The sequence below is a fragment of the Streptomyces sp. NPDC093252 genome (assembly GCF_040683675.1).
GTDB lineage: Bacteria > Actinomycetota > Actinomycetes > Streptomycetales > Streptomycetaceae > Streptomyces.
On sequence record NZ_JBFBEM010000009.1, the window covers coordinates 296,573 to 322,598 of the forward strand.

General features: G+C 70.1%; 22 protein-coding genes, 1 tRNA gene and 1 pseudogene. 16 read left to right on the forward strand and 8 right to left on the reverse strand.

Translation table 11 applies throughout. The features are described 5' to 3' along the window. Window positions 1–158 precede the first annotated feature (158 nt). Together AB0O01_RS21000 and AB0O01_RS21005 are read left to right on the forward strand one after the other, a co-directional pair. The gene (locus AB0O01_RS21000) at window positions 159–1,613 is read left to right on the forward strand and encodes an FG-GAP-like repeat-containing protein (RefSeq protein WP_365315321.1); all 1,455 of its coding nucleotides are present in this window, start codon (window positions 159–161) and stop codon (window positions 1,611–1,613) included. Between the two features lie 66 nt (window positions 1,614–1,679). Then, window positions 1,680–2,705, forward strand: a complete 1,026-nt coding sequence (locus AB0O01_RS21005) for a YIP1 family protein (RefSeq protein ID WP_365315323.1) — start codon at window positions 1,680–1,682, stop codon at window positions 2,703–2,705. 60 nt (window positions 2,706–2,765) lie between these two features. Here the strand turns inward: AB0O01_RS21005 and AB0O01_RS21010 are convergent, their stop codons facing one another. Next, the gene (locus tag AB0O01_RS21010) at window positions 2,766–3,287 is read right to left on the reverse strand and encodes a phosphoribosyltransferase (protein WP_365315325.1); all 522 of its coding nucleotides are present in this window, start codon (window positions 3,285–3,287) and stop codon (window positions 2,766–2,768) included. Between the two features lie 8 nt (window positions 3,288–3,295). Continuing rightward, the gene (gene dcd / locus AB0O01_RS21015; RefSeq protein ID WP_365315327.1) at window positions 3,296–3,871 is read right to left on the reverse strand and encodes a dCTP deaminase; all 576 of its coding nucleotides are present in this window, start codon (window positions 3,869–3,871) and stop codon (window positions 3,296–3,298) included. Window positions 3,872–4,732: 861 nt separating this feature from the next. On the opposite strand from dcd, the gene AB0O01_RS21020 reads away from it, so the two are divergent. After that, a tRNA-Gly gene (locus AB0O01_RS21020) sits at window positions 4,733–4,806 on the forward strand. A 270-nt stretch (window positions 4,807–5,076) separates the two neighbouring features. Here AB0O01_RS21020 and AB0O01_RS21025 read toward each other — a convergent pair. Together AB0O01_RS21025 and AB0O01_RS21030 are read right to left on the reverse strand one after the other, a co-directional pair. After that, entirely contained in the window at window positions 5,077–6,237 is a 1,161-nt protein-coding gene (locus AB0O01_RS21025) for a site-specific integrase (RefSeq protein ID WP_365315329.1), read from the reverse strand. Further along, window positions 6,237–6,485 (reverse strand): helix-turn-helix domain-containing protein, encoded by a 249-nt coding sequence (locus tag AB0O01_RS21030; protein ID WP_365315331.1) that lies wholly within the window; start codon window positions 6,483–6,485, stop codon window positions 6,237–6,239. The genes AB0O01_RS21025 and AB0O01_RS21030 overlap by 1 nt, the downstream gene beginning before the upstream one ends. A gap of 738 nt (window positions 6,486–7,223) precedes the next feature. On the opposite strand from AB0O01_RS21030, the gene AB0O01_RS21035 reads away from it, so the two are divergent. From AB0O01_RS21035 to AB0O01_RS21050, 4 genes are all read left to right on the forward strand, one after another. After that, window positions 7,224–8,045, forward strand: a complete 822-nt coding sequence (locus AB0O01_RS21035; RefSeq protein ID WP_365315333.1) for a helix-turn-helix domain-containing protein — start codon at window positions 7,224–7,226, stop codon at window positions 8,043–8,045. 6 nt (window positions 8,046–8,051) lie between these two features. After that, on the forward strand, window positions 8,052–8,741 hold the full coding sequence (locus tag AB0O01_RS21040; protein ID WP_365315484.1) for a hypothetical protein: 690 nt from the start codon (window positions 8,052–8,054) through the stop codon (window positions 8,739–8,741). 1,039 nt (window positions 8,742–9,780) lie between these two features. After that, window positions 9,781–10,071: a plasmid mobilization relaxosome protein MobC gene (gene mobC / locus AB0O01_RS21045; RefSeq protein ID WP_365315335.1), complete on the forward strand. Its 291-nt coding sequence runs from the start codon at window positions 9,781–9,783 to the stop codon at window positions 10,069–10,071. Then, a complete protein-coding gene (locus AB0O01_RS21050; RefSeq protein ID WP_365315337.1) occupies window positions 10,068–11,750 on the forward strand; it encodes a relaxase/mobilization nuclease domain-containing protein in 1,683 nt (560 codons plus the stop codon). Before mobC ends, AB0O01_RS21050 begins: the two co-directional genes overlap by 4 nt. A 135-nt stretch (window positions 11,751–11,885) precedes the next feature. Here AB0O01_RS21050 and AB0O01_RS21055 read toward each other — a convergent pair whose 3' ends face one another. The 3 genes and pseudogenes from AB0O01_RS21055 to AB0O01_RS21065 all read right to left on the reverse strand — a co-directional run bounded on the left by AB0O01_RS21055 (window position 11,886) and on the right by AB0O01_RS21065 (window position 15,025). Beyond that, window positions 11,886–12,353, reverse strand: coding sequence for a hypothetical protein (locus tag AB0O01_RS21055; RefSeq protein ID WP_365315338.1), 468 nt, complete (start codon window positions 12,351–12,353; stop codon window positions 11,886–11,888). Between the two features lie 257 nt (window positions 12,354–12,610). Then, window positions 12,611–13,570 carry an FAD-dependent oxidoreductase gene (locus AB0O01_RS21060; RefSeq protein ID WP_365315340.1) on the reverse strand — a complete coding sequence of 320 codons (960 nt, stop codon included), beginning with the start codon at window positions 13,568–13,570 and terminating at the stop codon, window positions 12,611–12,613. A 10-nt stretch (window positions 13,571–13,580) separates the two neighbouring features. Further along, window positions 13,581–15,025, reverse strand: a pseudogene (locus AB0O01_RS21065) (carph-isopro domain-containing protein). A gap of 261 nt (window positions 15,026–15,286) precedes the next feature. Between AB0O01_RS21065 and AB0O01_RS21070 the strand changes: the two are divergent. From AB0O01_RS21070 to AB0O01_RS21110, 9 genes are all read left to right on the forward strand, one after another. Continuing rightward, window positions 15,287–15,847, forward strand: a complete 561-nt coding sequence (locus AB0O01_RS21070) for an ATP-binding protein (RefSeq protein ID WP_365315342.1) — start codon at window positions 15,287–15,289, stop codon at window positions 15,845–15,847. 44 nt (window positions 15,848–15,891) lie between these two features. Continuing rightward, the gene (locus AB0O01_RS21075; protein ID WP_365315344.1) at window positions 15,892–17,202 is read left to right on the forward strand and encodes a glycosyltransferase family 4 protein; all 1,311 of its coding nucleotides are present in this window, start codon (window positions 15,892–15,894) and stop codon (window positions 17,200–17,202) included. Continuing rightward, entirely contained in the window at window positions 17,199–18,197 is a 999-nt protein-coding gene (locus tag AB0O01_RS21080; protein WP_365315346.1) for a D-2-hydroxyacid dehydrogenase, read from the forward strand. Before AB0O01_RS21075 ends, AB0O01_RS21080 begins: the two co-directional genes overlap by 4 nt. Before the next feature lie 3 nt (window positions 18,198–18,200). Next, window positions 18,201–19,316 carry a GTP 3',8-cyclase MoaA gene (locus AB0O01_RS21085; protein ID WP_365315348.1) on the forward strand — a complete coding sequence of 372 codons (1,116 nt, stop codon included), beginning with the start codon at window positions 18,201–18,203 and terminating at the stop codon, window positions 19,314–19,316. Further along, window positions 19,316–20,377: a hypothetical protein gene (locus AB0O01_RS21090; protein WP_365315349.1), complete on the forward strand. Its 1,062-nt coding sequence runs from the start codon at window positions 19,316–19,318 to the stop codon at window positions 20,375–20,377. The genes AB0O01_RS21085 and AB0O01_RS21090 overlap by 1 nt, the downstream gene beginning before the upstream one ends. A gap of 73 nt (window positions 20,378–20,450) precedes the next feature. Beyond that, entirely contained in the window at window positions 20,451–21,242 is a 792-nt protein-coding gene (locus AB0O01_RS21095; protein WP_365315350.1) for a radical SAM protein, read from the forward strand. A gap of 21 nt (window positions 21,243–21,263) precedes the next feature. Then, a complete protein-coding gene (locus AB0O01_RS21100; RefSeq protein WP_365315352.1) occupies window positions 21,264–22,991 on the forward strand; it encodes a carbamoyltransferase C-terminal domain-containing protein in 1,728 nt (575 codons plus the stop codon). Next, complete coding sequence (locus AB0O01_RS21105) at window positions 22,988–23,602, forward strand: HD domain-containing protein (RefSeq protein WP_365315354.1); 615 nt, start codon at window positions 22,988–22,990, stop codon at window positions 23,600–23,602. The genes AB0O01_RS21100 and AB0O01_RS21105 overlap by 4 nt, the downstream gene beginning before the upstream one ends. Next, window positions 23,599–24,585, forward strand: a complete 987-nt coding sequence (locus AB0O01_RS21110; protein ID WP_365315356.1) for a glycosyltransferase — start codon at window positions 23,599–23,601, stop codon at window positions 24,583–24,585. The genes AB0O01_RS21105 and AB0O01_RS21110 overlap by 4 nt, the downstream gene beginning before the upstream one ends. Window positions 24,586–24,594: 9 nt before the next feature. On the opposite strand, the gene gltX is transcribed toward AB0O01_RS21110, so the two are convergent. Then, window positions 24,595–25,968, reverse strand: coding sequence for a glutamate--tRNA ligase (gltX, locus tag AB0O01_RS21115; protein ID WP_365315486.1), 1,374 nt, complete (start codon window positions 25,966–25,968; stop codon window positions 24,595–24,597). Between the last annotated feature and the right edge of the window lie 58 nt (window positions 25,969–26,026).

Here is a 26,026-nt window from a genome sequence, read left to right on the forward strand (position 1 = left end):
AACCCATTGGCCCCCGCACAGCCGATTCACATACAGTCCCGGAATCCGTACAACCCTTCGACTCCTGTACGGGTCTCCTGATCGCCGACGACGGAACGTTTCCGCACCGCACGGCACACCCGCACGACCGTTTCTCCCCCTGCCACGGAGTAGTCCCCTTGCGCAAGCGCACCCTTCTTCTCGCCACCGCCCTCACCGCCGGCCTGACCACGAGCCTGCTGACCCCCGTGCTGCCCGCCGCCCCGGCCGCCGCCGCGCCCTCCCGCCTCGCGCACGACTTCAACGGCGACGGCTACCGGGACCTGGCGATCGGCTCCTGGGGCGCGAGCGTCGGCTCGGTCCACGGGGCGGGCGCGGTCGTGGTGCTGTACGGATCGGCGTCCGGTGTCTCCACCGCCACCTCCCGCAAGGCCGTGATCACCCAGAACTCGCCCGGCGTGGCCGGCACCGCCGAGGCCGACGACCGCTTCGGCTACAGCCTGGCCGCCGGTGACCTGGACGGCGACGGCTACAGCGACCTCGTGGTCGGCGCCCAGTACGAGAGCACCACCACCAAGCGGGGCGTGGGCGAGCTGACCGTGCTGTGGGGCGGCGCGTCCGGCCTGTCCGGCGGTGTGACACTCCCCCAGCCCGGCGGACTGTCCGAGTGGGGCGGCTACGGCTCGGACGTGGCGGTCGCCGATGTCGACGGCGACGGCAAGGCCGATGTGACCGCCACCGGCCAGACCGCCACCCGCCTCTACAACGGCCCCTTCACCCGCGCCGGCAAGCCCCGCACCCACCTCCCCGTCGAGGGCATCGGCACCACCTTCGAGGTGACCGCGGGAGACCTGAACGGCGACCGCAAGGCCGAGCGCGTCTACCCGATGGCGGTGGACGGTGACGCCCGCGGCGACATCCGCTACGCCACCCACGCCCCGGGCAACGACCAGTTCCCCGAGTCCGACTACGCCCTGCTCGCCCTCCCGGGCGCCGACGGCGACCCCGGCGCGACCGGCGACATCAACGGCGACGGCTACGGCGACCTGGTCCTCGGCGACTACCGCGACCCGTCCTCGGACCTGCCCGGCGGCAGCAAGGGCGGCCGGATCGCGGTCTGGTACGGCTCGAAGAACGGCCCCGACCCGGCCCAGCGCCCGACCGTCATCCACCAGGACACGCCCGGCGTGCCCGGCGCGGGCGAGAACGGCGACCTCTTCGGCTCGGCGGTGGCGGTCGGGGACGTCAACGGCGACGGCCTCGCCGATGTGGCGGTCGGCGCGTGGGGCGAGGACAACGGCACGGCCCGGGACAGCGGCTCGGTGACGGTCCTGTTCGGCTCGCGCGCCGGCCTCACCGGCACCGGCGCCAAGTCCTTCACCCAGAACACCGCGGGCGTCCCCGGCGCCAACGAGACCGGCGACGCCTTCGGCCTCTCCGTCCAGCTCACCGACGTCACCAAGGACCGCAGGGCCGAACTGGTCGTCGGTTCCGGCTACGAGAACGAGAACGGCGCCGTCACCGTCCTGCGGGGCGCGTCCGCGGGCCCGACCACGTCCGGAGCGGCGTCCTTCACGGCGGCGGCGGCCGGGGTGAAGGGCTCGGCGGTCTTCGCCTGGGAACTCGCCGAGTAGGCCGAGCGCCGGGCTGCCCTCGGCAGCCGCGCACCCTAGGGGGCACCGGCATCACCCCCTTAGGGGATGTCACAGCTCGGCCGCAAACCCCACCCGGTGGTCCCGGCTCCCGTACGTCACTCTCCGGGACCAGGTACGTTCGTTGACGTGGCTGGATTCAGGATCGGACGCGGCGGCCGGGACAACCGGACCCCGCAAGCGCGACCGCACAACGCTCCGTACGGGCAGCAGGCCCAGGCCCCCCAGGGACCACCGCCGGCGTACGGCCATCCCCCCGCGCCCCCGGCGCCGCACCCGGGCGGCGGGGGCGGCTACGGAGGCCATCAGGCCCATCAAACGCACCAGGGGCACCAGGGGTATCAAGGACACCAGGGGCATCACGGCGAGCCGGAGTACTTCGGCGACGGCGGTGGCTACCACCAGGGCACACCGGACCCGTACGCCGCGAACAACCCCGGCCACACCCAGGCGTTCTCCGTCGACGAGGCGTCCGGCTACACCCAGGGCCAGACCTACCACGCGGGTTCGACCCCGCCAGCGCCTCCGGCAGGCCCGAGGCTGCACTGGAAGGCCCTGCTGAGGGGCATCGTGCTGGCCCCGAACCAGACGTTCCTCCAGATGCGGGACTACGCGATGTGGGGCCCGGCCCTCGTCGTGACGTTCCTCTACGGCCTGCTGGCCGTCTTCGGCTTCGACGGCGCCCGCGAGGACGCCATCAACGCCACGCTCGCCAACGCGATCCCGATCGTCCTGACGACGGCGGTGGCGATGGTGCTGAGCGCGTTCGTGCTGGGCGTGGTCACCCACACCCTGGCCCGCCAGCTCGGCGGCGACGGGGCGTGGCAGCCGACGGTGGGCCTGTCGATGCTGATCACGTCGATCACCGACACCCCGCGTCTGATCGTCGCCCTGTTCGCGGGCGGCGACGCGCCCTTCGTCCAGATCCTGGGCTGGGCGACCTGGGTGGCGGCGGGCGCGCTGCTGACCCTGATGGTCACCCGCTCCCACGACCTGCCGTGGCCGAAGGCGCTGGGGGCGTCGGCGATCCAACTGATCGCGCTGCTGTCGATCGTGAAGCTGGGGACGTTCTGACCCGGTGGGTTGACCCGGTGGATTGATTCGGTGGATTGATTCGGTGGCCCGGGAAGAGCCTCACCCAGCCTCGGTGTTCTCTCTCGGGGTTCCGCCGGTGACCCGATGGACGGGCGGCAGCACGGACCACGGAAAATTGATCCAGTCCTCGGTCCGCCGCCACACGTACTCGCATTTCACCAGCGAATGCGACTTCTCGTAGATGACGGCGGAGCGCACCTCGGCGACGGTGTCGAGACAGAAGTCCCGGACCAGCTTGAGCGTCTTGCCGGTGTCGGCGACATCGTCGGCGATGAGGACCTTCTTCTCGGAGAAGTCGACGACGTTGGGGACCGGGGCGAGCATGACGGGCATGTCGAGGGTGGTCCCCACCCCCGTATAGAACTCCACATTCACCAGGTGAATGTTCTTGCAGTCGAGCGCGTAGGCGAGCCCTCCGGCGACGAAGACCCCGCCCCGCGCGATCGAGAGCACGATGTCGGGCTCGTAGCCGTCGTCGGCGATGGTCTGGGCCAGTTCCCGGACGGCGTCGCCGAACCGCGCGTAGGTCAGATTCTCCCGGCGCCCACCGGATTCGGTCACCGCAGGACTCACACCTGGGTCCGATGGAAATTGAGGAAGGACCGCGAGGGAGTGGGCCCGCGCTGCCCCTGGTACCGGGACCCGTACCGCTCACTCCCATAGGGGAATTCGGCGGGGGACGACAGCCGGAACAGACACAGTTGCCCGATCTTCATGCCGGGCCAGAGCTTGATCGGCAGGGTGGCGAGATTGGACAGCTCAAGGGTGACGTGCCCCGAGAAACCGGGGTCGATGAACCCGGCGGTGGAATGGGTGACGAGTCCGAGTCGCCCGAGGGAACTCTTCCCCTCCAGCCGGGAGGCGAGATCATCGGGCAGGGAGATGACCTCGTAGGTACTGGCGAGCACGAACTCACCGGGATGCAGAATGAACGGCTCGTCCCCCTCGGGCTCGACCATCCGCGTCAGATCGATCTGCTCGACGGAGGGGTCGATATGGGGGTACCGGTGATTCTCGAACACCCGGAAGTACCGGTCCAGCCGCACATCGACGCTAGAGGGCTGCACCATGGATTCATCAAAAGGATCGATCCGCACTCGCCCGGCGTCGATCTCGGCCCGGATGTCCTTGTCTGAGAGAAGCACGCCCCGAGGATACGCACGGCACACGGACCCACGACAATCGCGTCGGCCCGCGCGCCCCGCGCTACCACTCCGTTCCCCGGCGGCCGGTTCCTCCCTCGGCCACCGCTGCCTTGCCTCAGCCGCCGGTACGGCTGCCTTCCTCAGCCGCCGGTACGGCTTCCTTCTTCGGCCACCGCTACGACCACCATCTCCGGTCGGCGCTGCCGCTTCCGCTGCCGCTTCCCTCCCCGGTCGGCGCTACCGCTTCTCCACCAGGGCGACCGGCACGACGCTGCGCAGCCGCGCACACCGCGGACAACGCACGAGCCGACCCGGCCCGAGCCGCTCGGCCTGCTGCATCGGAAACGAAGCGGTACTGAACACGTGCCCATCGGCACAACGGACGACGGTGCGCTCCATCAAGTCCAAGAGTCCCTTCCCCAGAGCCACGACCGGCTGCTCCTCGCCGGACGAAACCCGCACATTACGTGATGAAAGGGGCGCCCTTCCAGGCGGCACTCCGACCCACACCCGACCTCCACGGTACGCCCCAACTGAGCGCCCCCGCAGCCGCGTCGAACGCTGACGGGGGGCAGGGGGAGGGGGGAGGGGGTGGGTGGGATGCCGGGTTCGTGGGGGTGGGGGTGCTTGTGCCGCGGGGGATGGGGCACGCCTTCCGGCGGGGCGCGGGGCACCTCTCCCGCGGGACACGGAGTGCCCTTGGGCAGGACGCGGGATGCCCTTGTACAGGGCAAGGACCCCTCCTCCCGGCAGCGACCGGGACACCCTCTCAGCACAGCGCCGGGCCCCCGGTATGAGCATCGGCGGCCCGGCATGAGGTAGAGTGAGCGCACGTTCGGGGCGCCAAGATCCGCTCCTTGTGCGGGTGTAGTTTAATGGTAGAACATCAGCTTCCCAAGCTGAGAGCGCGAGTTCGATTCTCGTCACCCGCTCCATGATGAACCCCCAGGTTGTTGGCCTGGGGGTTGTTTGTTGTCTAGTCCAATTTCGGGGTGGCGTGCCCTTCGCGTGCCCTAAGTCAGCGTCTGGGTGTCGTTATGGAGTGCCTCTCTGGCGCCTTCTGTCACGCCGAGGCCGAGTTGTCTCAAATCTTGAGACCTGCTTTATGTGATCTGCATCACCGCTACATGGGGTGAGTGCAAAGTCGCTTGTGCGAAAACCCCGTTCCGTTCCGCACCGATCCCAGGCCCTGTCTCAGTGTGTGGTCACCGCTGTCCCGGGTGCCGCAGACGGAGGACGGCGGCGCGTGGGGGTGGTAACTGGCCTCTCACCTCGGCGTCGATGGCCTTGGCCAGTTTGCGCTGGTGTCTGGCCGTGGAGTGCTGGTAGATGAGCTGGGCCCGCTCGGAGGACTGGCCGGCGCGGACCATGAGGTCCTTCAGCTTGGCGCCGGTGTCGGCGGCCAGGGTGTTGCCGGTGTGGCGGAGGTCGTAGAAGCGGAAGTTGTCCGGCATCCCGACCTTCGTCCTCGCCTTGCGCCACTTGCGGCCGAAGGTCGAGCGGCGGAAGGGGGCGCCCTTCTCCCCGATGAAGAGGAGGCCGTCGCGTTCCTTCTCGGCGAACCACTGGAGGTGGCGGCGCAGTTCGGGGAGGAGGAAGTCGGGGAGGTGGACGGTGCGTTTGCCCGCGCGGGTTTTGGGGTCGCCGGTGGCGCGCTTGCCGTTGGTCAGTTCCGGGGAGGCGTGGGTGATGCGGAGGGAGCCTTCGTCGAGGTCGATGCTGTGGCGGCGCAGCTCGGCGAGTTCCTCGGGGCGGAGGGAGGCGAAGGCGCCGAGGAGGACCATCAGGCGCCAGCGTGGGCCCATGGCGTCGGCGAGGTCGAAGACCTGCTGGATGGTGGCGGTGGGGCGTTCGTCCGCCTCTTCCTTGCCTGCGCCCTTGATGCGGCAGGGGTTGGTGCGCAGGAGGTCGTCGTCCACGGCTGTCTGGAGGATGGCTTTCAGGAGGCGGTAGGACTTGGCGACGGTGGTCGCACCGGTGGCCTGGAGGCGGTCGGCTCGCCAGGTGCGGACCGAGGGCGGGGTGATCTCGTCCAGGTCGGCGGGGCCGAAGGCCGGGAGGATGTGGAGGCGCAGGAGGCCGGTGTAGCGGTCGACCGTGGTGGGGGCCAGGCCGCGTTCCTTCAGCCAGCGGAGTGCGTATTTCTCCAAGTTGACCGCACCGGCGTCCGGGTCGTGCCAGTGCTCGCGTTCGATGTCGGCGCGGGTGAGGTTGAGCCAGTCCTGTGCGTCGGTCTTCGTGTCGAAGGTCCCCGGGGCGGTGTAGCGGAGACCGGTCGGGCCGATGTAGCGGGCCTGCCAGCGGCCGGAGGCCAGTTTGCGGACGGTGCCGAACTCGCGTCTTCGCTGCGGTTTGCGTCCCGCCATCAAGCCGCTCGTCCGTAGCGGGAACCGGGACGGGGGCGGGGGCCGGCAAGGGGGCGAGGACGGGTGCGGTGACGCGGCTCGACTGTGCGCGCCTCGATGAACTCGGCTATCGCGCTCTCCGGGACACGCACCGGGCGGCCGAGCTTGATGTAGCGGATACGGCGCTGAGCGATCAGGCGGCGGACGAAGCGTTCTCCGGTGCCGAGCAGTTCGCCTGCCTCGGCGACGGTGAGGAGGCGGTCAGGCATGGGCGGTCGCCTTCGTGCGGGTGGTGGAGAGGATGGCGGTGGTCGGTTGGGCTGGGGGTGTTGCGGGGGTGGGCAAGGGTGGTGCGTCCTTTGCGTGGGGTGCCGGGTGCCGGGTGGTGTGGGGTCTGGGTTGGTCCGATGTCACTCGGGTGTGCGGTGGGCGGCCAACTCGTGCTGGACCGGACCTCGTTCGGCGCAGGGGATTTCGAGGGTTCGGGCTGTCCCTGATCCGGTCATGTTGATTTCAAGGGTTCGTGCTGCCGTGGAATCAATGCTCCCCTGCATTTGCCGGTTTGGTAAACCGGCGATCGTCGGCTACCTTGCGCCCCGCACGGAGAGGGAAGGGGCCTGAAATACGGGTTCGCGGTGCCAGAGGGCGGGCCGTGGACACCTTTGCGGAAGCCTGCCTGACGTGGGTGTTGTGTTGTAGCTTGCGTTCCCGCGAAACGTCAACGGTCTTCCGGTGTGATCCTTCTGGCTTCGCCTGATGAGCGGTCTATTTCGCCAACCGGGGATGTGGGTCTACCGTTTTAGGAATGGCTCGTAGAACGTGTTCGCCGTCGGCTGTCTGATTTCTTCGGGTGAATGCTGGACTTCTACGGCGGTGGTGTGGCTGTCTTGGCCACGCGCCCGATCCGCTGAACGCGAGGACCCGACCTGTCCGAGTGCCGGGCCATCGGCCGCTGCGCAGCCAGAGCACTGCACCCCCCCACCTCACTCCCCAGGAGCCGCCGCCCGATGAGTCATGACGCCCGCGAATGGGTCTGGGAACACAGCCGCAGCAAGGGCACCGCACGGATCGTCCTCGCCCTGATCGCCGACCGCTGCCCCGACCGGCACTGCGTCGCGTACGCGTCCGTACCCGCCCTCATGAAACGCGCCAACGCCTCCCGAACCGCCGTACGCGACGCCCTCGCCAAGCTCGTGGAAAGCGGTGAGCTGATTCAGCTCCACGGCCGCAAGGGGCCGCGGGGCGAGACCTACTACCAGCTTCCCGTCACTGCCCGGTTTCTCGCCGGGCAGGGTGCGGAGGGGGGCCGGAATCCGACCCCCGGGGTATCGGAATCCGGCCCTGCGCAGCCGCCGGAAGAAGGGCCGGAATCCGGCTCGGGGGAACGGAATACGACCCCAGGGGGACACGGATTCCGACCCCTCGGGGGAACGGATTCCGACCCCCAGAACAGAAGAGAACCGAAGGTGAACAGTAAGAGCAGCAGCAGCTCTGCTCCGCTCATCGCATCCGGCGAATGGCAGATCGGCGACGATACCCGGGCCTGGCTGCACCAGCAGGGCCATTTCGACCGCCTCGGCGAGGACGCCCTCCGTGCCGCCGATGAGAAATGGCGTACCTACCGGGACTCGTGGCAGCCGCGCACCGCCGCCGCCTGGGCTGCCGACCGGCGTGCCTGGATCACCCGGGAGCACACCCCCGCCCCTGGTCGGCCGAACCTCTACGCCGTACCCGACGGCTCCCCCGCCGCCGCGCCTCGCATGACCCGGAGCGAGCAGCACATGGCCGCCCTGCTCGCCGCCCTCGATGAACCCACCGGAACGGAGTGACCCGCCCTGGACCGACGCGAAACCGCCGCCGTCCTCGCCTACACCGGACGCCTCGACCCCCGCGCCATCCGCACCGACCCGGCCCAAGCCCGCGACCAGCTCGCCCAGTGGCACGAACTGCTCCACGACGTGCCCCTCACGACCGCCCACGGCTGGGACATCCGCGCAGCGATACGTGCCCATGTCCTCGACTCGCCGTACCCGATCCTCCCGGCGGACATCGCCCGCAGGTGGCGAACCCACCGCCGTGAACGCCTCGACCGGCACACCGACCCGACCCCCGCTGCCGACCCCGATGATCCCGTCGCCTGGCGAGCCGAGCTTCTGAGCAAGCGCAGCGCTGTGGCCGCTGGTGCGGTGCCCGTCTCGACACATCGAGAGATCAGCGGTGGCCCGCCCCGGGACGTCGAGGTCCGGCTGCGGGGGATCGGGTCCTGCATCCCGCCTGCGGTCCGCGCCGAGCTGGCCCGGTTCCGGCCGGCCCGCGCCGCCCGCGAAGCCGCCATCGCCCGCGGTGCACCCGACCCGCTGGGTGTCCGCTGCGAGTGGTGCCAGGCGGCCGAGGGAGAGCCGTGCCGCCAGCGCCGACTGGGTCCCGACGGCGCCGCCCGTGGGAACGCCATACGCACCTCACCGCATCCGTCGCGGGTGGACCGGGCTGCGGCACGGGTGGACCGGAAACCGACCGCCGCATGAAGTGGACCGCGGGTCCGGGCGGGGTGAGGGGGTGGTGGTCTTCGTCTGCGGAGTGGTGGGAGCCGGGTCTGGTCCGGGGGCGCGGACCATCTGCGGACCGTGGTCCGGAGACTGCGGACCACGCCGCGGACCACGGACCAGGGCCCGGACCAGACTGCGGACCACGAATCACTGCGCGGACCAGACTGCGGACCAGACCGTGGGCCGCGGACCACTTTGAGGACCGTGGGCCGCGGACCTGGGACCGGGCTGGGGACCGCTTCGCGAGCCTTGCGTGCTCGGGACCGGGGACCGACCGTCTGTCCTCCGGGACTGGCACGCGACCGTCTCCTGGAAAGCTGCTGCTCAGGGGGTATCGGTCGGTCCTCGAAGCGGTCCTGGTCGACGAGGGTCGAGACCGGGGACCGGCGTACCGACCGCGGACCAGACAGGGAACGTGGTCCGGGGACCAACCTGTGGACCGCGGACGAGCCTCGGGGGAGGGACCGGGGCGTGGACCGCGGACCGCTGACCAGCACAGCAGGCGCGGACCATGTCCCGGACCAGACTGAAGACTGCGGACCATAGCGCGGACCAAGAGGCGACCGCGGACCAACCCTGCGGACCAACGCCGGACCGGGGGACCATCCAACGCCCGGAACCGAGTGCCGATCAAGACCCAGGACCGCGAGCCGTCAGCTTCACAGGCCACAACCCATCGACCCCATCACAGAGAGACCAGCACATGCCCGATCGGCACCGTCAACACCCCACCGCGCGGAACGACATACCCACCAGGCCCGCCACCGGCGGAGCAAGTTGGAGGTTTGGACACTCCCCTGCCGGGGGTGCGTCCGAACCCGTGCCCGCCCCGGGGGTGGCGGGCCGTCTCCCGCGCCAGGGGGCACCGGAGACGGGGGCTGCGGCCGGGGGCGGACCGCAGCCGGTACGGCGTCGGGGCAGACCCCGCCTGCGAGCCCGCACGCAGCGCCGCGCCCACAGCGTCCGTCTCAGCGAACCCGAGCACGAGATCATCACCGCCGGTGCCGAAGCGACCGGCATGAGCATCGCCGGCTTCCTCGCCCACAGCGCACTCGCAGCCGCCCGCGACCTCGACCGCACCGCAGCCGCCATCGCCACCCAGCAGGACACCCTGACCGCCCTCTTCGCACTCCGGCGCCAGCTCGGGCACGCGAACAACAACCTCAACCAGACAGCCCGCGCCCTCAACAGCGGCGCCCACCCCGACAACCTGGACGACACGATCACCGCCGTCCGCCACGCCGTCGACAGCATCCGCCACCTCACCGCCCGCATGACCGACCCGCACGCCGAAGGCACCACCGCTTGATCCCCTCCATCCACAAACAAGGCCGCAGCACCACCCGCCTGCTCGCCTACCTCTACGGCCCCGGCCGCCGCGAGGAGCACACCGACCCCCACCTCGTCGCCTCCTTCGACGGCCTCGCCCCCGACCCCGGACGCGATCCGCACACCACCCTCGGCGACCTCGCCCGGCTGCTGGACGAACCCCTCCACCTCCTCACCGACGACGCCCGCCCCACCGCCCACGTGTGGCACGCCTCCGTCCGCGCCGCACCCGGCGACCGCACTCTCACCGACACGGAGTGGGCCGACATCGCCCGCCGCGTCATCGCCGCCACCGGCATCGACCCCGGGGACGGCGCGGGCTGCCGCTGGGCCGCCGTCCGCCACGCGGACGACCACATCCACCTCATCGCCTCCCTCGTCCGCGAAGACGGCCGCCGCCCCGACCACCACCGCTCCGGACAGCGTGCCCAGGCCGAATGCCGCCGCATCGAAGCCGACTACGACCTGCACCGGGTCAAGCCCGGCGACGGCACCGCTGCCAAGCGCCCCACCAGCGCCGAACGCCACAAAGCAGACCGCCACCACCGGCAGCGCACATCACGCGAGGAACTCCGCGAGACGGTCCGCCGCTCGGCGGCCGGCACGGCCGGCGAGGAGGAGTTCTTCGCCCGCCTCACCACAGCCGGTGTCCTCGTCCGGCGCCGCACCGCACCGTCGGGCGACACCCTCGGCTACACCGTCGCCCTCCCCGGCGACGTCAACGCCCGCGGCGAACCCGTCTTCTACTCCGGCTCCACACTCGCCCCGGACCTCTCCCTCCCCCGCATCCGCAAACGCTGGACCAAGACCTCGGATGACGCCACCCAGCGACCGGTAACCGGGCCCGCCACCGCACGCCGCCGCGCCAGCGCCGCCGTCTGGGAGGCGCTGAGCGTCATCGACCATGGTGACGACGCCGTCATCGCCGCCCATATCGCTGCCGCAGGAGAAGTCCTCGACGCCCTCGCTCAGACCTCCGCCACCCACACCCACCTCGAACTACAGGCCGCCGCCACCGCGTTCGAACGGGCCTCCCGCTCCCACGTCCGCGCCGCACGCGGCCACGACAACGCCCTGCGCGGAGCCGCCCGCGACCTCGTCCACAGCGGTCCGGCCCTCGGCCGGGGCGAGGACGGCGCCACCACCGCGATGGCGATCGACATGCTGTTCTTCCTGATCACCGCCGCCGCGCACTGGCACGCCACGAAGCAGCACGCCCAGCAGGCCGAGGCCGCACACCTTCGCGCCGCCTACCAGGCCGCCGCCGAACACCCCATGGCCCTGCTCAACCACCGGGGGCGGCATCTGGCCCCATCGCAGCAACGTCACCACTCCGCCGCAGTGCGCCGGGCCCTGCCCGAGCTGGCCGACCGAATCCTCGCCGAACCTGGCTGGCCGGCCCTCGCAGCCACCCTCGCCGACGCTCAGGCCGCTGGCCGCAACCCGGCCGCTCTCCTTGGCGAGGCCACCCGGCGCCGCGAACTGACCAGCACCACCTCCATCAGCGATGTCCTCGTCTGGCGTCTACGCCGCACCGCGGACCTCCCCGCCTACGGCGTCTCGGCAGCGGAAGCCCACTGGGCCGCTCCTGCCAACAGCCAGCCAGCCCCCGCCCGGCAGACGCCAACCCCGTCGACGCCCCGCACACCACGCCGCTGATCACTGCCATCCGGCAAGGGAAGTCACTGGCAGATGTCCCCGACCACCCATCGGCCAGAGCCGTCAGCAGCCGCCCCACGCCCGGAGCGAAAGCCCTTCCCCGTTGCCCATGCCTCCCGCGCAAAAAACGCACCGCTACGCCCCAAACCCGACCCACAGACACCGCCCCGAACCGCTCACCATCGCAAACCGATCACACGACACCTCCAAGGAAGCCCCCATGCCCGAGACCTCCATCCGCCCTGATGTCTCGTCCTCTTCACCGACGTCGACTGGTACGGCCACCGCGACGACCCCCAGCGCCCCTATCACCGCGGCGGGCGGCCGTTCACCCGCGCCGAGCACCTCCTGCTCAACACCATCACTCCGGAAGAGCAGGCCGCCGGGCTGGCGCAGTTGCGACGTGAGGCCGACTGGCTGCGCGACGTCGACGCGATGCGGCATGCATTCATCGACCTGGTCCGCAAGTACCTCGCCAAGCTCCCGGAGGGCTCCGTGGTCGGCGACGCCGTCGCCCTCATGACCGACTAGGACTACGCCGAGTACGAGCGCCTGCTCCCCATCGTCACCGCGGAAGACACCCTCGAATACCTCGCCGAACATGCAGAGGACTGACGGCCACACGCCAACGGCGTCCTTGCCACAAGCCCCAGGCACACAAGGAGGCACCACAACTCCACCAACCCGCCCGTAGCCTCAGCACGCCGCGCCGCCAGCGTTGCCCCTGGGTGCCTATGCGACCAGCCTGTAACCGACGGCTACGTGGTCATGCAGAGCGTGACAGCTGTCGCCCGCGATGCCGGTTGCGCAGGCGACGACGTACAGGAAGGGCTTCAGCGGCGGTTGGTTCACCGCAGGTCTCACCTGTTGGCGGCGGCCACGAGGTTTGCGGCTTCTTCGGCGCAGCCCCACGAGAGTGTGACGCCAGCGCCCCCGTGCCCGTAGTTGTGTACGACCACGGTGGCGTCCTCCCTGCACTCGGCCTCCACGCGAACCGCAGAGCGAGTCGGCCGGGCGCCTATCCGGTGCTCCAGGACACGGGCATCGACAAGACGGGGTTCGACCTCGGCGCAGCGGGCCAGGATGTTGGCCGCCACCTTGTCGTTGGCCGTGAGGTCGCCTTCACCGTCGATGGCAGTTCCGCCCAGGACGACGCTGTCGCCGTGGGGGTAGAAGCACAACAGGTCCGGGGAGAGGCCGGTGTCCTCGGAAAAGAACTCGGTCAGCCCTGGATTGGTGACGACTACGTGCTGGCCCCGGATGGGCCGCAGGCCGGAGTCCGGGACCAACCCCTGGGCCCCCAGGCCAGCACAGTTGACGATCACGGAGGCCGGTCCAGCGTCCGCGAGCGAACCCAGACGGCGGCGCTCGATCGTTCCCCTAGCGGCATCCAGTCGGCGCAGCAGGTAGCCGAGATATACGGGCATGTCGATCAGCGGCACGGTGAACCGATACCCGGACGCGAACCCGGTCGGCAGTTCGGCCAGCTCGCACGCACGGAAGCCGGGCAGAGCTGTGGCCCAGTCCGGCGGGGCCTCGGCCGTGCGGGACGCCTCGATGCCACTGGTGAGCCGGACCCCCGTGGCCGGGTCCGCCGTCAGTTCCCGGAAGACCTCCAGAGACCGCTGCCCCCACTGATCGACCTTGTCCTTCGGTTCGACCAGATACGGCCCCCACATCGCCCCCGCCGCCAGCGACGTAACGCCCGGCACTTGCTCGGCAACCACATGTACCGATACCCCGGCCTCGGCGAGAACGACCGCCGTCGTCAGCCCCGCCACTCCAGCCCCGACAATCGCTACGCGCTCCCCTGCGGTCATGATCCCGAGACTAACGGCCAGGTGGCGCCAACGGGGCGTGGCTGGCGAGCGCGTGCTCCAGGACCGGCAGGAAACTGCGTACGTGGGCGTTGCGCTGGCGGCGGCGCAGGTCTGCGGCAAGTTGGTGGAGCAGGGCCGCGCTGCGAGGCGAGCGCACGGCGTCGAGACGGTCGGCGGCGGTCTTACCGATCTCGCAGGCGGCCTCCAGATCCCCTCGGGCGCTGTGGCCCAGGGCCAGCCAGGCCCCTTCGAACAGGGCCCTGCGCTGGCTGGGGTCGCCGCGCGGGACACGTACGCCCCGGACCGGAGCATCTCCGTCCCTTGGGCGAGGAAGTGCCGTCCCTTCGTGCCACCGTCCGCCTTCAGCCGCGCACGGCCCATCTGAATGAGGCCGTAACCGGCTTGGCAGTCCAGGTGGTTGTCGGTGAGGAAGTGCATCCAGCGGGGCTCCTGGTGGTCACCGGCCCGGTCGGCGATCAGCTCGCGGGCCACTCCGCGGCTGTGGGCGAAGTCGTTGTCCCGGCCGGCGGCGGCGTACGCATACGCGAGCCGGGACAGGACGGATGCCCGTACGACCGGCGGGGCGGCGTCGCTGGCTCGGCGTGCGGCCTCTCCGAGAGCGATGGCGTCTGCGGGGTGGCCCCGGCTCGCCGCCTGGAAGGAGAGGTCGCCGAGGATGTGGGCGGACAGGGGCAGGTCGTTGACCTGGTGTGCCGCACGCAGCGCCGTGACGAAGTAGCGCTGCGCCAGACCGTGATCGGCGGCGTCGAAGGCCATCCAGCCGGCCAGCTGGCCGATCTCCGCGAGGGCGCGGATGAGGCGTCCCTCGGCGGCGGGAGAGTGGCCGCCTTCACGGATCAGCAGCCCGACCGCACGGAACTGGGCACCCACGTACGGGAGATGGCGTGCCCCTCCGTGCTCGTCGTCGAGCGCGGAGAGCATGGGCAGATGCTGTTCGACCTGGTCCACGAGCGGATCAGCGCGTAGGGAGTGCCTGATCCGGGGCGTGTACTGGCCGCGCCCGGCGGTGCCGTCGAGGTACTGGGCGACGATCGCGAGGAGACCCGCGCCCGAGATCGCGAGGTACCGGCGGCGGTCGACGAGCCCTCCCCTCACCCAGACCGCCACGATCGCCTCCATGCCCTGCACGGTCCAGGGGCGCGCGAGATCCGTGTCCGCCGGGACGAGCGCCGAGGAATCGCCCACGCGGCCCTGCCAGAGTTCGGCCACCGGGACAGGTCTACCCAGTTCCTGGGCGAGCACGTAGGCGGCCATCATCGGTAACGGAGAGCGCGGCAGCGAGCCGACGTCCCGCCAGTGGTACGGCGCTGACTCGGCCACGGTTCCCGCTCCGAACACCCTGTTGAGCTTGCGGGCCAGCGCTTTCGGGCTCCACCCGAGTTCGTCGAGGCACCCGGCCAGTACGTCGTTGGGTTCTCCCGTCTGTGGTGCCACGTGCGACCACCTCTTGTCTCAGTGGTTCGTCCATCACTTCTCACGCTCCCTCATGGTGACGCCTTCGGGTAGCTGGATCATCACCCGCTCAAGGAAGTTGACCGAGTTGACCCGTTGATCGGGTCCTGCGTGACCGGTCTCCTGCGGTGTTCTTGGATCGATCCCGGCGGAAGGCGCCGCATCTGACGCCGACGGAGAAAGAGGTGGGTCTTGGGACACCGAACAAGCACCTCCCGAGGCGGTGCGGGTAGTCCGGGTGGTGTGCTGGAACGGGACATCGGACGACCGGCCTCCGCCGTCTCCGCCGTCTCCGCCGTCTCCGCCGTCTCCACCGTCTCCACCGTCTCCACCGTCTCCACCGTCTCCACCGTCTCCGGAGAGGATCATGTCGGCTCCGCCGGCACCACCACCCTGATCACGGATCTTCCCTACGGGCCGGAGGTGGCCGAGGTCTCCCGGAGGGCTGTGGCGGTCGCACTCCACGGCACCGAGTCGGACCTGCTCGATGACGCCCGCCTGATCACATCCGAGCTCACGACGAACGCGTTCGCCTCGGGCAGCCCGCCCTTGGTCCTGTGCGTCGACCGTACGATTCCGACCCCCGGCGGTTGCCTGGAGGTCGAGATCACCGTCACCGACGGTGGCTGCCCGCGCCCGGCATTCACTTGTCCCTCGGCACCCGCGGAGGAGGCCGAATCGGGACGCGGGCTGGTCATCGTCGAGGCCCTGGCCGACGCCTGGTCGCTGACGACCGGCACCCACGGCACCCGCGCCTGGTGCCGCCTCACCCGCGAGGCCGGGTCCTCGGCCGCCAGCTCCTGATGCCCACGCCCGCGAGACCCCGTTTCCGAAGGAGGCACCACACGGTGCGCATCGACCATGCGGTTCCACCGTCCCCATCCACAGACGTGCGGGAGGCAGGCCGTCGTCCCCGTGTCGTCGTCGCCCTCCACGAGGGCTTCTACGGCGCCGAGTCGGGCACCGGCTTCAGCAACCGTTCCTTCCTCACGGCCCTCGCCCGCCTGCTACCGCCGGGCCGCCTCTCCGTGATCACCCCGCATGTACCGGAAACGGCCCGAGCCCGCGATCGGAGGTGGACCAACGAGGTCCAGCAGATGCTGCGACAGGCCAATGCCCAGGTCATCACGGTCCCAGAGGTTGAAGCAGCACCTGACTCGATCCGCAGCTCCGTGCAGCTGTGCACCATGGCAGGCGAAGCAGCCGTACGCATCGCCGACCGCACCAGCCGCTCCCTCCTCATCGGCCTCGACATCCCGTTCCTCGGGCTGGCCCCCTACGCGTCGCCGACCACGGATCTGCTGCTCATTCCTCGCTCCACGACCGCGCTGACGCGGCCCAAGGACGTCTCCCGAGTCCGCTGGGAGCGGGACGCCCTGCGAGCGGCGACAGCCCGAGGCGGGCGGATCGGTGCCATCTCCTCCCACATGCGAGGCCACCTCGTCATCAACTACGCCGTCCCCCGGGCGAGCATCGTGGATGTCCCCAACGGACTGATCCAGGAGGAGATGGCGAGGCCCGCCAGCACACCGGCCCTGCCCTTCAAGGCCCGCGCCGGATTCTTTCTCGCCATGGGCCGTGCCGTGCCGACGAAGGGCTTCGACGACCTCCTGGAGGCGCTCCACATCCTCAAGGAGCGTAGGGTCCGCACCCCGCACCTGGTACTGGCTGCCGTGACCTCGGGCGATCCCGAGCGACCCACCGCGTACCAGGAGGACCTGGCGGCCCGCATTCACGCATACGACCTGGACGCGACCCTGATCACGCGCTTCACCCCCGCGATCCGCGCCTGGCTGCACAGCCCGGCCCTGCGCGCGGTCGTCGTTCCTTCCCAGGAGGAACCCTTCGGTCGTATCCCGCTGGAAGCGTTCGCGGCCGGTGCCGGCCCGGTGGTGGCTACCACGGCCGGGGGGCTGGCTCAGACCGTCATCGAGGGAGAGACCGGCTTCACCGCCGCACCACGGAACGCCGGGTCCTTGGCGTCCGCGCTCCACCGTGCTCTCAACATCCTGCCCCGAGAGCGCGACCGGCTCCGAAGCGCCGGGACGGCCCTGGTGCGTTCGCGCCACGACTATGAGGCCAGCATCGGTGCCGTCGTCGAACGTATCGCCCCCTGGGCTCTGGAAGCGGCGTCCAGCGCGGATGGCCGAGCGCGATGAACAGGCCGGTGGTGCTGATCAGCCTGGAGTCCCCGCACTCCTTCTGGCGTCTGTCCCCCGAGCACGAGCGGGCGCTGTCGGCCGCCTTTCCCGGTGTCGAGTTCCGTACGGCGACCAAGGCGGACGTGCCACACCAGCTGGCCGAAGCGCACGTCTACTTCGGTTGGAGGCTCGAGCCGTCGTGGCTGCTCGACGCGCCCCATCTGAGGTGGATCGCCTCTCCGGCAGCGGGCACTGACCATCTGCCTGTCGCCGAGGCCCACTCGGTCGGGGTGGCCCTGACCCGCTCGTACGGGTTCCACGGCAGGCCCATGGCCGAGCACGCCATGGGGATGATCCTGGGCTTCTCACGCGGACTGTTCATGAGCCGACTGGCCCAGCGGAACCGGACCTGGTGGAAGGACGACCTGGCCGAGGAGTTCTTCGACCTGGCGGGGGCGACCATGACGATCGTCGGCTGCGGCAGCATCGGCGGACACCTCGCACGTGCGGCCCGCTCCTTCGGCATGAACGTCATTGGCGTACGGCGGACGCCACCCCTGGCTGCTGGGGGCGGGATCACGTGGATGCGCACGTCAACGGTACGCCAGGCGGTCGCAGTCGCCGAAGTCGTGGTCGATCTGCTCCCCGCCACCCGAACCACGGACCGCTTCTTCGACCATGACCTCTTCATGGCGTTCAAGCCCAGGTCCCTCTTCCTCAACCTCGGCCGCGCGACAACCGTCGACCAAGCAGCTCTCCTGGCCGCCCTCAACGCCGGACACCTTCGCGGCGCAGCGCTGGACGTCTTCGACCCGAAGCCCCTGCCCTCCCGCCACCCCCTGCGGCTCCACCCCCGGGTCGTCCTCACCCCGAAGAGCTCCACACTCAGCCGCACATACATGGATGAAGCGGTCGCGTTCTTCACCGACAACTTGCATCGCTACCTCTCTGGCCAGCCGCTCAATGGCCTGGCCGAGGCTCCCGCTTCCCACTCTCCCTACGTCGGAGGCTGACCCATGCCCACCACACACCCCCCTGAGCTGGCCGCCGCCTTCGCCGCGACCGGCCGCAACCACCCCTACCTCGCCCTCACCCTGAACTCGCTCTGCAACCTGGACTGCGTCTTCTGCAAGCCGCGCTGCATGCCGGACTACGGGCACAAGGACCGCCCCCTGACCGCCGCCGACTACGCGGCCATCGCCGCCGAGGCCGGAGCCTGGAAGATCAGGAAAGCGCACTGCTCGGGCGGCGAGCCGACCCTGAGGGCGGACATCCTCGACGTGATCGCGGGCCTCGCCGACGGCCTCGGGCCCGATGCCGCGATCGGCATGACCAGCCACGGCAACCTGCGCCGCGGCCTGAGCGTCGAGAAGCTCCACAGCGCCGGCCTGACCTACCTCAACCTCAGCCTCCACAGCCTCGACCCCACCCGGTCCGCCGAGATCATGGGCGGCGGCGACCCGCGCACCACCCGGCACACCCTCGACACCGCCCTCGCCCTCGGCCTACGAGTGAAGATCAACTGCGTTCTCCAGCGCACCTACCTGGACGACGCCTTCGCCGTGGCCGCGCTCGCCCGCGACCTGCCCGTCGCCGTCCGCCTGATCGAACTCCAGAACATCGGCCCGGCACAGGCGCTCTTCGACACCGAGTTCATCAGCGAGGCCGAGGTCCGAGACCGTCTCCACGAGTGGTTCGCGCACGCCGGTGAGGTGCGCAGGGACGAACTCGGGGTCCGCAGCCCGGGGCGTTATCTACGCCCGGACGGCTGGGCGGGCTCCATCGGCTTCATCTCCAACTCAAGCTGTGCCACCTGCTCCGACGCCAACCGCATCAAGATCACACCCACGGGCGTGGCCCGCCCCTGCATCCTCCACAACCGCGACATCCCCCTGAAGCCCCACCTCGCCGACGGCACCCTCGGCGACGCCTTCGCCCACCTCTTCCAGTCCATGCTCGACCGCAACGCCAACGACGCCTGGCAGGGCTTCCACTACGTCGACTACGACCTGCGCTGGGACCGGATGGAACGCCCCGAGGGCACGCCCGTCGCCTTCCCCACGCTCCCTCTCCTCACCACGGACACACCCCGGCCCACCACCTGCGCCCGTGCCTCCACGGGGGACAGGTGATGGCCGTGGCCGAAGCGCCGCCCCTCTACCTGGGGCTCGGAGCGCTGTACGAACACGAACTGGACGCCCACGGGGTCGGCGCGGTGATGCTCACCCACAAATGGCAACCGGCCGATCTCCTGGCTCCCCACTCCGACATCGACGTACGGGTCCTCCTCTCCCAGACCCCAGCGGACTGGGAGGACTGGAACCACCGGTTGGCCGCCGCGCACTTCACCGCCGTCGGCAGGGAGGTCTCCCACCGGCGCCTCCTGGAGCATCCGCCCGGCTTCGCGTTTACCGTGGCCGAGGCGGAGGGACGGCTCATCTGGGCGCCCGAGCTGGCGACCTGGTCGCTGATCAGCGGGAGCGTCCGGGACTTCCAGCGCTGGAAGTCCCGGGCCCAGATGGCGCCGTGGCGCGAGATCGACGAGCACTTCTACCGGAGCATTCTCCAGGGGCGGCTGGGCGGCCGCTACCAGCTGGCGGCGGACAGCACCGACAACGTGCTGGAGGACATCACCGCGTACCAGCGTCACTGCGTGGCCTGGCACTACCTCGCCCCGTGCTGGTTCGCCGCCGCCGCGCTCGCGACCCGGACCCGCTGCCCCGGAAAGACGGCCGCCCTCACACAGTGGCGGCCGGACGGGCTGGACGGGTACGCCGAACTGTTCCTCGGCCATGCCGACGACCGACCCGATGCTGGTCCGCGCAGCCCACGTCATCTGCTCCGGGCAGCCCACGTCGCACTGGAGGCGGCGATGCGCCGTGTCCCCGATGCGGGCCACCCTGTCGGCCAGGGCGAAGAGCACGCCCGTACCGACTGGGTGATGACCGCCGGAATGCTCCGCGTACGCGTCGCCCGCTGGACGTACTACCTCGCCCCGCCACCGGGAGTGGCAACCGACTACCTGATCCGTCGCGAGGCGAAGGAACTCCGAGCCGCCGCACAGACCCTGAACACGCTCGCGGCGGACAAAGCCACCCCAGCCCAGCGGCTGGCCGCCCGGATGGCAGCCCTGATCCCCACCGGTCCGACCACCGCCGACGTCCTGCGCGCAGCCCTCGCGCTCTGGCACTGACAGAAGTGCACTGTGCAGGACTTCCTCAGCCTCACCCTCGATGACGTCCACCCCTGACACAAGGAGCCCCGCCATGCCCGCGCGTGCGCCCCTGCCCCGCGTCCTGAAGACGGCGAAGATCAAAATCACGACGAAGTGCAACCGGTCCTGCGACTTCTGCATCTTCGCCGATGGCGCCCAGGGCGAGAACATGCCCCAGGAGTTGTTCACCAGCGTCCTGGCCCGGTTGGAAACCATTCCCTTCCAGCAGCTGCACATCAACGGCGGCGAGCCCACCGTGCACCGGGACTTTCCCGCCCTCAGCGAGGCGGCCCGCACACGCCTGCCGGACAAGGTCATGGTCCTAGGCACCAACGCCATCACCCTCGCCCGCAACAAGCGGATCATGGAGGCAACCCTCCGCTCGTACGACCAGATCCTCATCGGCTGCGACGACGAGCACGAGAATTACGACGAGGTCCACGCCGTAGTGCCCGGCCTCCGCGAGGCTGGCAAGACCGTCGTGATCAACAGCGTCCTGGAAGGGATCGCTCCCGCCCGCCTCGCCCAGCTCGCGAAGCTCTGCGCCGACCACGGGGCCATCCACGTCACCAACCACGTGCACCACATCGACGTCGGCCAGCCCGCAAACGAGCTGCGCGGCCTCTGCGACCGCTACCTCGATCAGCACCTGATGATCGAGACGGACGGCTCCTGCTACCGCTGCTTCAACGCCATGGCAAAGGACGACAGCGAGTTCAGCATCTGGGACGAGGACTTCGCGGCCAGGGTGTTCGCGCCCCGCGACCAACACTTCCGGTTCTGCCTGCGCTGCCACGAGTACACCGACTCCGGCCACGCGCTCGTCCCGGCTCTCACCCGCTGACCGATCGGGAGGTACACCGCCATGCCCGCAGCCCTCGGACTGAACTTCCACCACGACACCAGCGCCGCGCTGGTCGTCGACGGCCGCCTCTACGCCGCCGAAGAGGAACGCTGGAGCGGCATCAAGCACAACCACCCCGCCCGAAAGGGCACGCTCACCGCCCCGGCACGGGCACTCCAGTGGTGCCTGGAGGCCGCCGGACTCGAACCGCGGGACATCGACGCCGTCTGGGCCGCCTCGATGCGACCCAACCCCGCCGCCGGCTGGTGGCTGGCCGAGGAACGCGACGAACTCGCCGCACACCTCCCGGCCCCGCTCGGCGAACGCCTGCGTCTCCTCTCCCACCACACGGCGCACGTGCTCTCCGGCTACCTGCTCTGCAGTCACGAGCACGCGGCGGGCCTCGTCATCGACGCCGGCGGCTCCTCCCTCGGCTCCGACTTCGGCCGCGGCCGGGAACGCATCACCGGTTACGACCTGCGCCCCGATCGCATCGACCGCCTCCACCAGGCCATACCCTCTGTCGTCCCCGGCCCAGCCGGGCCCCGTCGCATCCACTCCTCCCTCGGGCACTTCTACCGGAACCTCGCCCGCCGCGTGATCCCACCCGGCGACGAGCCCGAGGGCAGCATGATGGCGCTCGCCGCCTTCGGCGATCCTCAGCGCTACGGAGCGCAGATACGCGAGCTGGTCCGGCTCGGCGAGGACGGCGAGGTCCGTATCGTCCACCCCTGGGGCTCGGCCGACAGCAGCACACCCCTGCTCCTCGACGGCCGTGCCTGGACCGCCGACAACGTCGCAGAGCAGCCGGAACACAAGCGAGCCGACCTGGCCGCCGCCGTCCAGGAGGTCTTCGCCGAATCGGTCATCCACGTTGCCCGACACCTGCGACGGCTCACCAGAGCCTCGGCGTTGGTGTTCTCCGGCGGATGCGCCCTGAACTCCCACCTCAACGGCCAACTGGCGGCCGACAGCGGCTTCGACACGTTGTTCGTGGCACCGGCGCCGCACGACGCGGGCACCGCCGTGGGCGCCGCGTTGTACGGCTGGAACTACCAGCTCGGGGAGGAACGCCTGCCCGTACCGACCGACGCGGCCTGGGGCCCGTACCCCGGCACCCTACCGACGACGGCGACACCGACCGGCTACCGCACCCTGCCCGACCTTGGGCCGGCACTGATCCCCACGGTCGCCGCGCTCCTCGCCGAACACCGTATCGTCGGCTGGTCGCGGGGAGGACTTGAATTCGGGCCGCGAGCCCTCGGCCACCGCTCGATCCTCGCTCACCCGGGCGACACCGCCACCCGTGACCGACTCAACGCGATCAAGAAACGGGCCGTGTACCGTCCCTTCGCTCCGGCCGTCCTCGCAGAGCACGCCACGGAGTGGTTCATATCGGAGGGCGACCCGTTCATGAACCGGGTCGCACGCGTCCGCCACTGCCGAGCCGACCGCATCGGCGCGGTCACCCACCACGACAGCACAGCCCGCGCACAATCCGTCAACGCCGACCACCAGGGCCTGCGCGCACTCCTCGAACACTTCCACGACCGCACCGGCCTGCCCCTCCTCCTCAACACCTCCTTCAACCGCAAGGGCACCCCGATCCTGCGGACCGCCGAGCAGGCAGTGGAAGCCGCGGCAGACCTGGGCCTGGACGCCGTCGCGATCAGCGACACCCTGCTGCTCGCCGACCACGTACCCGACCCGCGTACGACGCCGCTCATCCGGACGGAACAAGCCGGATGAGCCCCATCGACCTGGACAGAGTCCTGACCGCCCTGGACACCACCACATGGAGTCCGACCGAGAAGTCCCGCGCACGCGTCGCCGCGAACCTCACCCTCACCATCTACGACGGCCACACCCGCAACCAGGCAACCCCGTACCTGGAACACCCACTGGCCGTCACCACCCTCCTGCGCACCGAGATCAGGGTCAGCCACCCCGAGACGCTCCTCCTCGCTCTCCTCCACGACGCCTTGGAGGTGTCTCCCGAGTCAGCGCCGCTCCTCACCAACTACCTCGGCACCCCCTTCACTGATCGCCTCCGCGCGATGACCGCCGACCATCGCCTCGAACAGCGCCCCAAGGCCGCCGGCGACGAGACCCGCTGGCGCACCAAGCAGGCCGCGCTCCCACCCGAGGACCTGGTCGTCCGCCTCGCCGACCGCGTGCACAACCTGCGCGACCTCGCCGCCTCCCCCAATGTCGACCGGCGACGGCGATTCCTCCAGACCCTGAGGGACTTCCACCTCCCGCTCGCGGAAGCGGCCCGCGACTTCAGCCCTCACCTGGAGGCCATGCACTCCCTGCTCCACGCCGAGTACGTCCGACACCAACAGGAGGTACGCCCGTGAAACGGATCGTCCACTCGATGGAGCCGGTCGGCCGGACCGGCGGCCGGGTCTACCTGCGGATGCTGCACGAGGCGATGGCCGACGACGTGGAGTGGCGCACGGTCCCGGACCACAAGCGCACCTACCGCACCCGCCGCTGGCGCAAGCTCCGCCACCTGGCCCGCCTGGCCCCGACCCTGAGAGCGCTGGAGGACACCACCGGCACATTCGTCTGGGACGACCTGAGCCTGCTGCTCTTCACACCCCGGATGCGGGCCCGCACGGTGTTCGTCTTCCACCACTACGAGCCGTTGCAGCACGACTCCGCCCCTATCGAGGCGATGCTCTGGGACCGATTGTTCAGGGCGCTGCCAGAGTGCGCCGCCGTCGTGTGCGTGGCTCCGTACTGGGCGGACTTCCTCCGGGCCCGAGGCGTCCATAACGTACAGGTGATCTACAACGCCTTCGACGCGACGGAGATCGAACGGGCACGCGGCTTCGACCGCGCTGAGTGCCGTGCCGAGTTCGGCCTGCCCGAGGACGTGATCGCCGTGTACGCGGGCAAGGCCGTCCACTGGAAGGGCACCGAGGAGGTCTTCGCGGCCCTGAACGGCACCCCTGGCCTGCGGGTGATCACCAGCGGCAGCAACACCATCGGCTTCGCCGGGGCCCACTACGACGTGGAGTGGAACCGATACCTACGGCTGCTGCGCGCGTGCGACGTCGGTGTCTTCCTGCCCCGGATGCGGGAGGGCTGGAGCCGCTGTGCGGCCGAGGCCCTGCTGCTCGGGCTGCCCTGCGTGATCCGCCCGTTGGCCGGCCTGGGCGACCTCGCCGCACTGACCGGCCAGCCGCCCCCGGACCTCGACCGCCTGCTGGCACAGGTCCGGGACCGCGCGGCAACAGGCCAGACCGAGACCAAGGCCGCGTACGAGGCCCTGAGCAGGTTCGACACGAACTACTTCGCCAACGCCTGGGGCGACCTCCTAGCGAAGATCGCCTGAAGCCCGGCTCTATACCTGGGCGGCGCCCAGCTTCGTGGCCGCAGCATCAAGCCGGGCCAGCACACGCTCCCGCCCCAGCAGCTCCATCGACTCGAACAGCGGGAGCCCGATGGTCCGGCCGGTGACCGCGACCCGGATGGGCGCCTGGGCCTTGCCCAGCTTGAGCCCGTGCTTCTCACCGACGGCGAGCAGGACCGCCTTCAGGTCATCCGCCTTCCACTCCTCGACGGCGGCCAGCTCGTCACGCGTGTCGGTGAGAATGCCGTCGGCGCCCGCCTTCATCGCCTTGTTCCACGACGCCTCGTCCTCGACCGGCTCGTCCAGGAACAGGAAGTCGACGTAGCTGGTGATCTCCGACAGCAGCGCCAGTCGGGTCTGGGCCAGTGGCGCCGCCTCGAAGAGGTCCTTATCGAACGCCTCCGGCGCCCATGGCGCGTACGGAGCGACGAGCCACGGGGCACAGGCGTTGGCGAACTGCTCCGGCGAGAGGGCACGGATGTAGTCGCCGTTGAAGGCCGTCAGCTTCTTCACGTCGAAGAAGGCCGGGGCGGTGTTGACGTCCTTGATCCGGAAGAGTCGCTCCAGCTCCTCGTACGGCAGGATCTCCTGGTCGTCGCCGGGGCCCCAGCCGAGGAGCATGAGGTAGTTCACCATCGCCTCGGGGAGGAAGCCCTCGGCTAGGTAGTCCTCCAGCGCGACCTTGTCTCGGCGCTTGGACAGCTTCTGCCGCTTCTCGTTCACGATCACCGGGAGGTGCGCCCACACGGGCGGCTTGGCGCCGAGCGCTTCCCACAGCAGCTGCTGCTTCGGCGTGTTCGACAGGTGCTCCTCACCACGGATGACCTGCGTGATTCCCTCGTCCAGGTCATCGACGACGTTCGCGATCAGGAACACCGGGGACCCGTCACCGCGAGCGATCACGAAGTCCTCGATCGCGCTGTTCGGGAACGCCGGCTCCCCCCGGACGAGGTCGACGACGACCGTCTCGCCCTCGTCCGGCGTCCGGAACCGCAGCGCCCGCCCCTCTTCGAAGGTCAGCCCCCGCTCCCGGCAGAACCCGTCGTACCCGAGGTGCTCCGACCCGGTGCGCTCCTTCAGCTGCTCCCGGGTGCAGTCGCAGTAGTACGCCCGACCGGCCGCAAAGAGCTGCTGAGCCGCTTCCCGGTGCCGGTCTGCGTTGTGCGACTGGAAGTACGGCCCCTCGAAGGCCGGGTCCTCACTATGGATACCGATCGCCGCGAGCGCGCTGATGATGCCGTCGATCCACTCCGGCTTGTTCCGGGCCGCGTCGGTGTCCTCGATCCGCAGAACGAACGTGCCGCCGGACTGTCGCGCCACTGCCCAGTTGTAGAGGGCGGAGCGGGCTCCGCCGACGTGGAACATGCCGGTCGGGGAGGGGGCGAAACGGACGCGAACCGGGGCAGTAGACATGCGCTCCAGG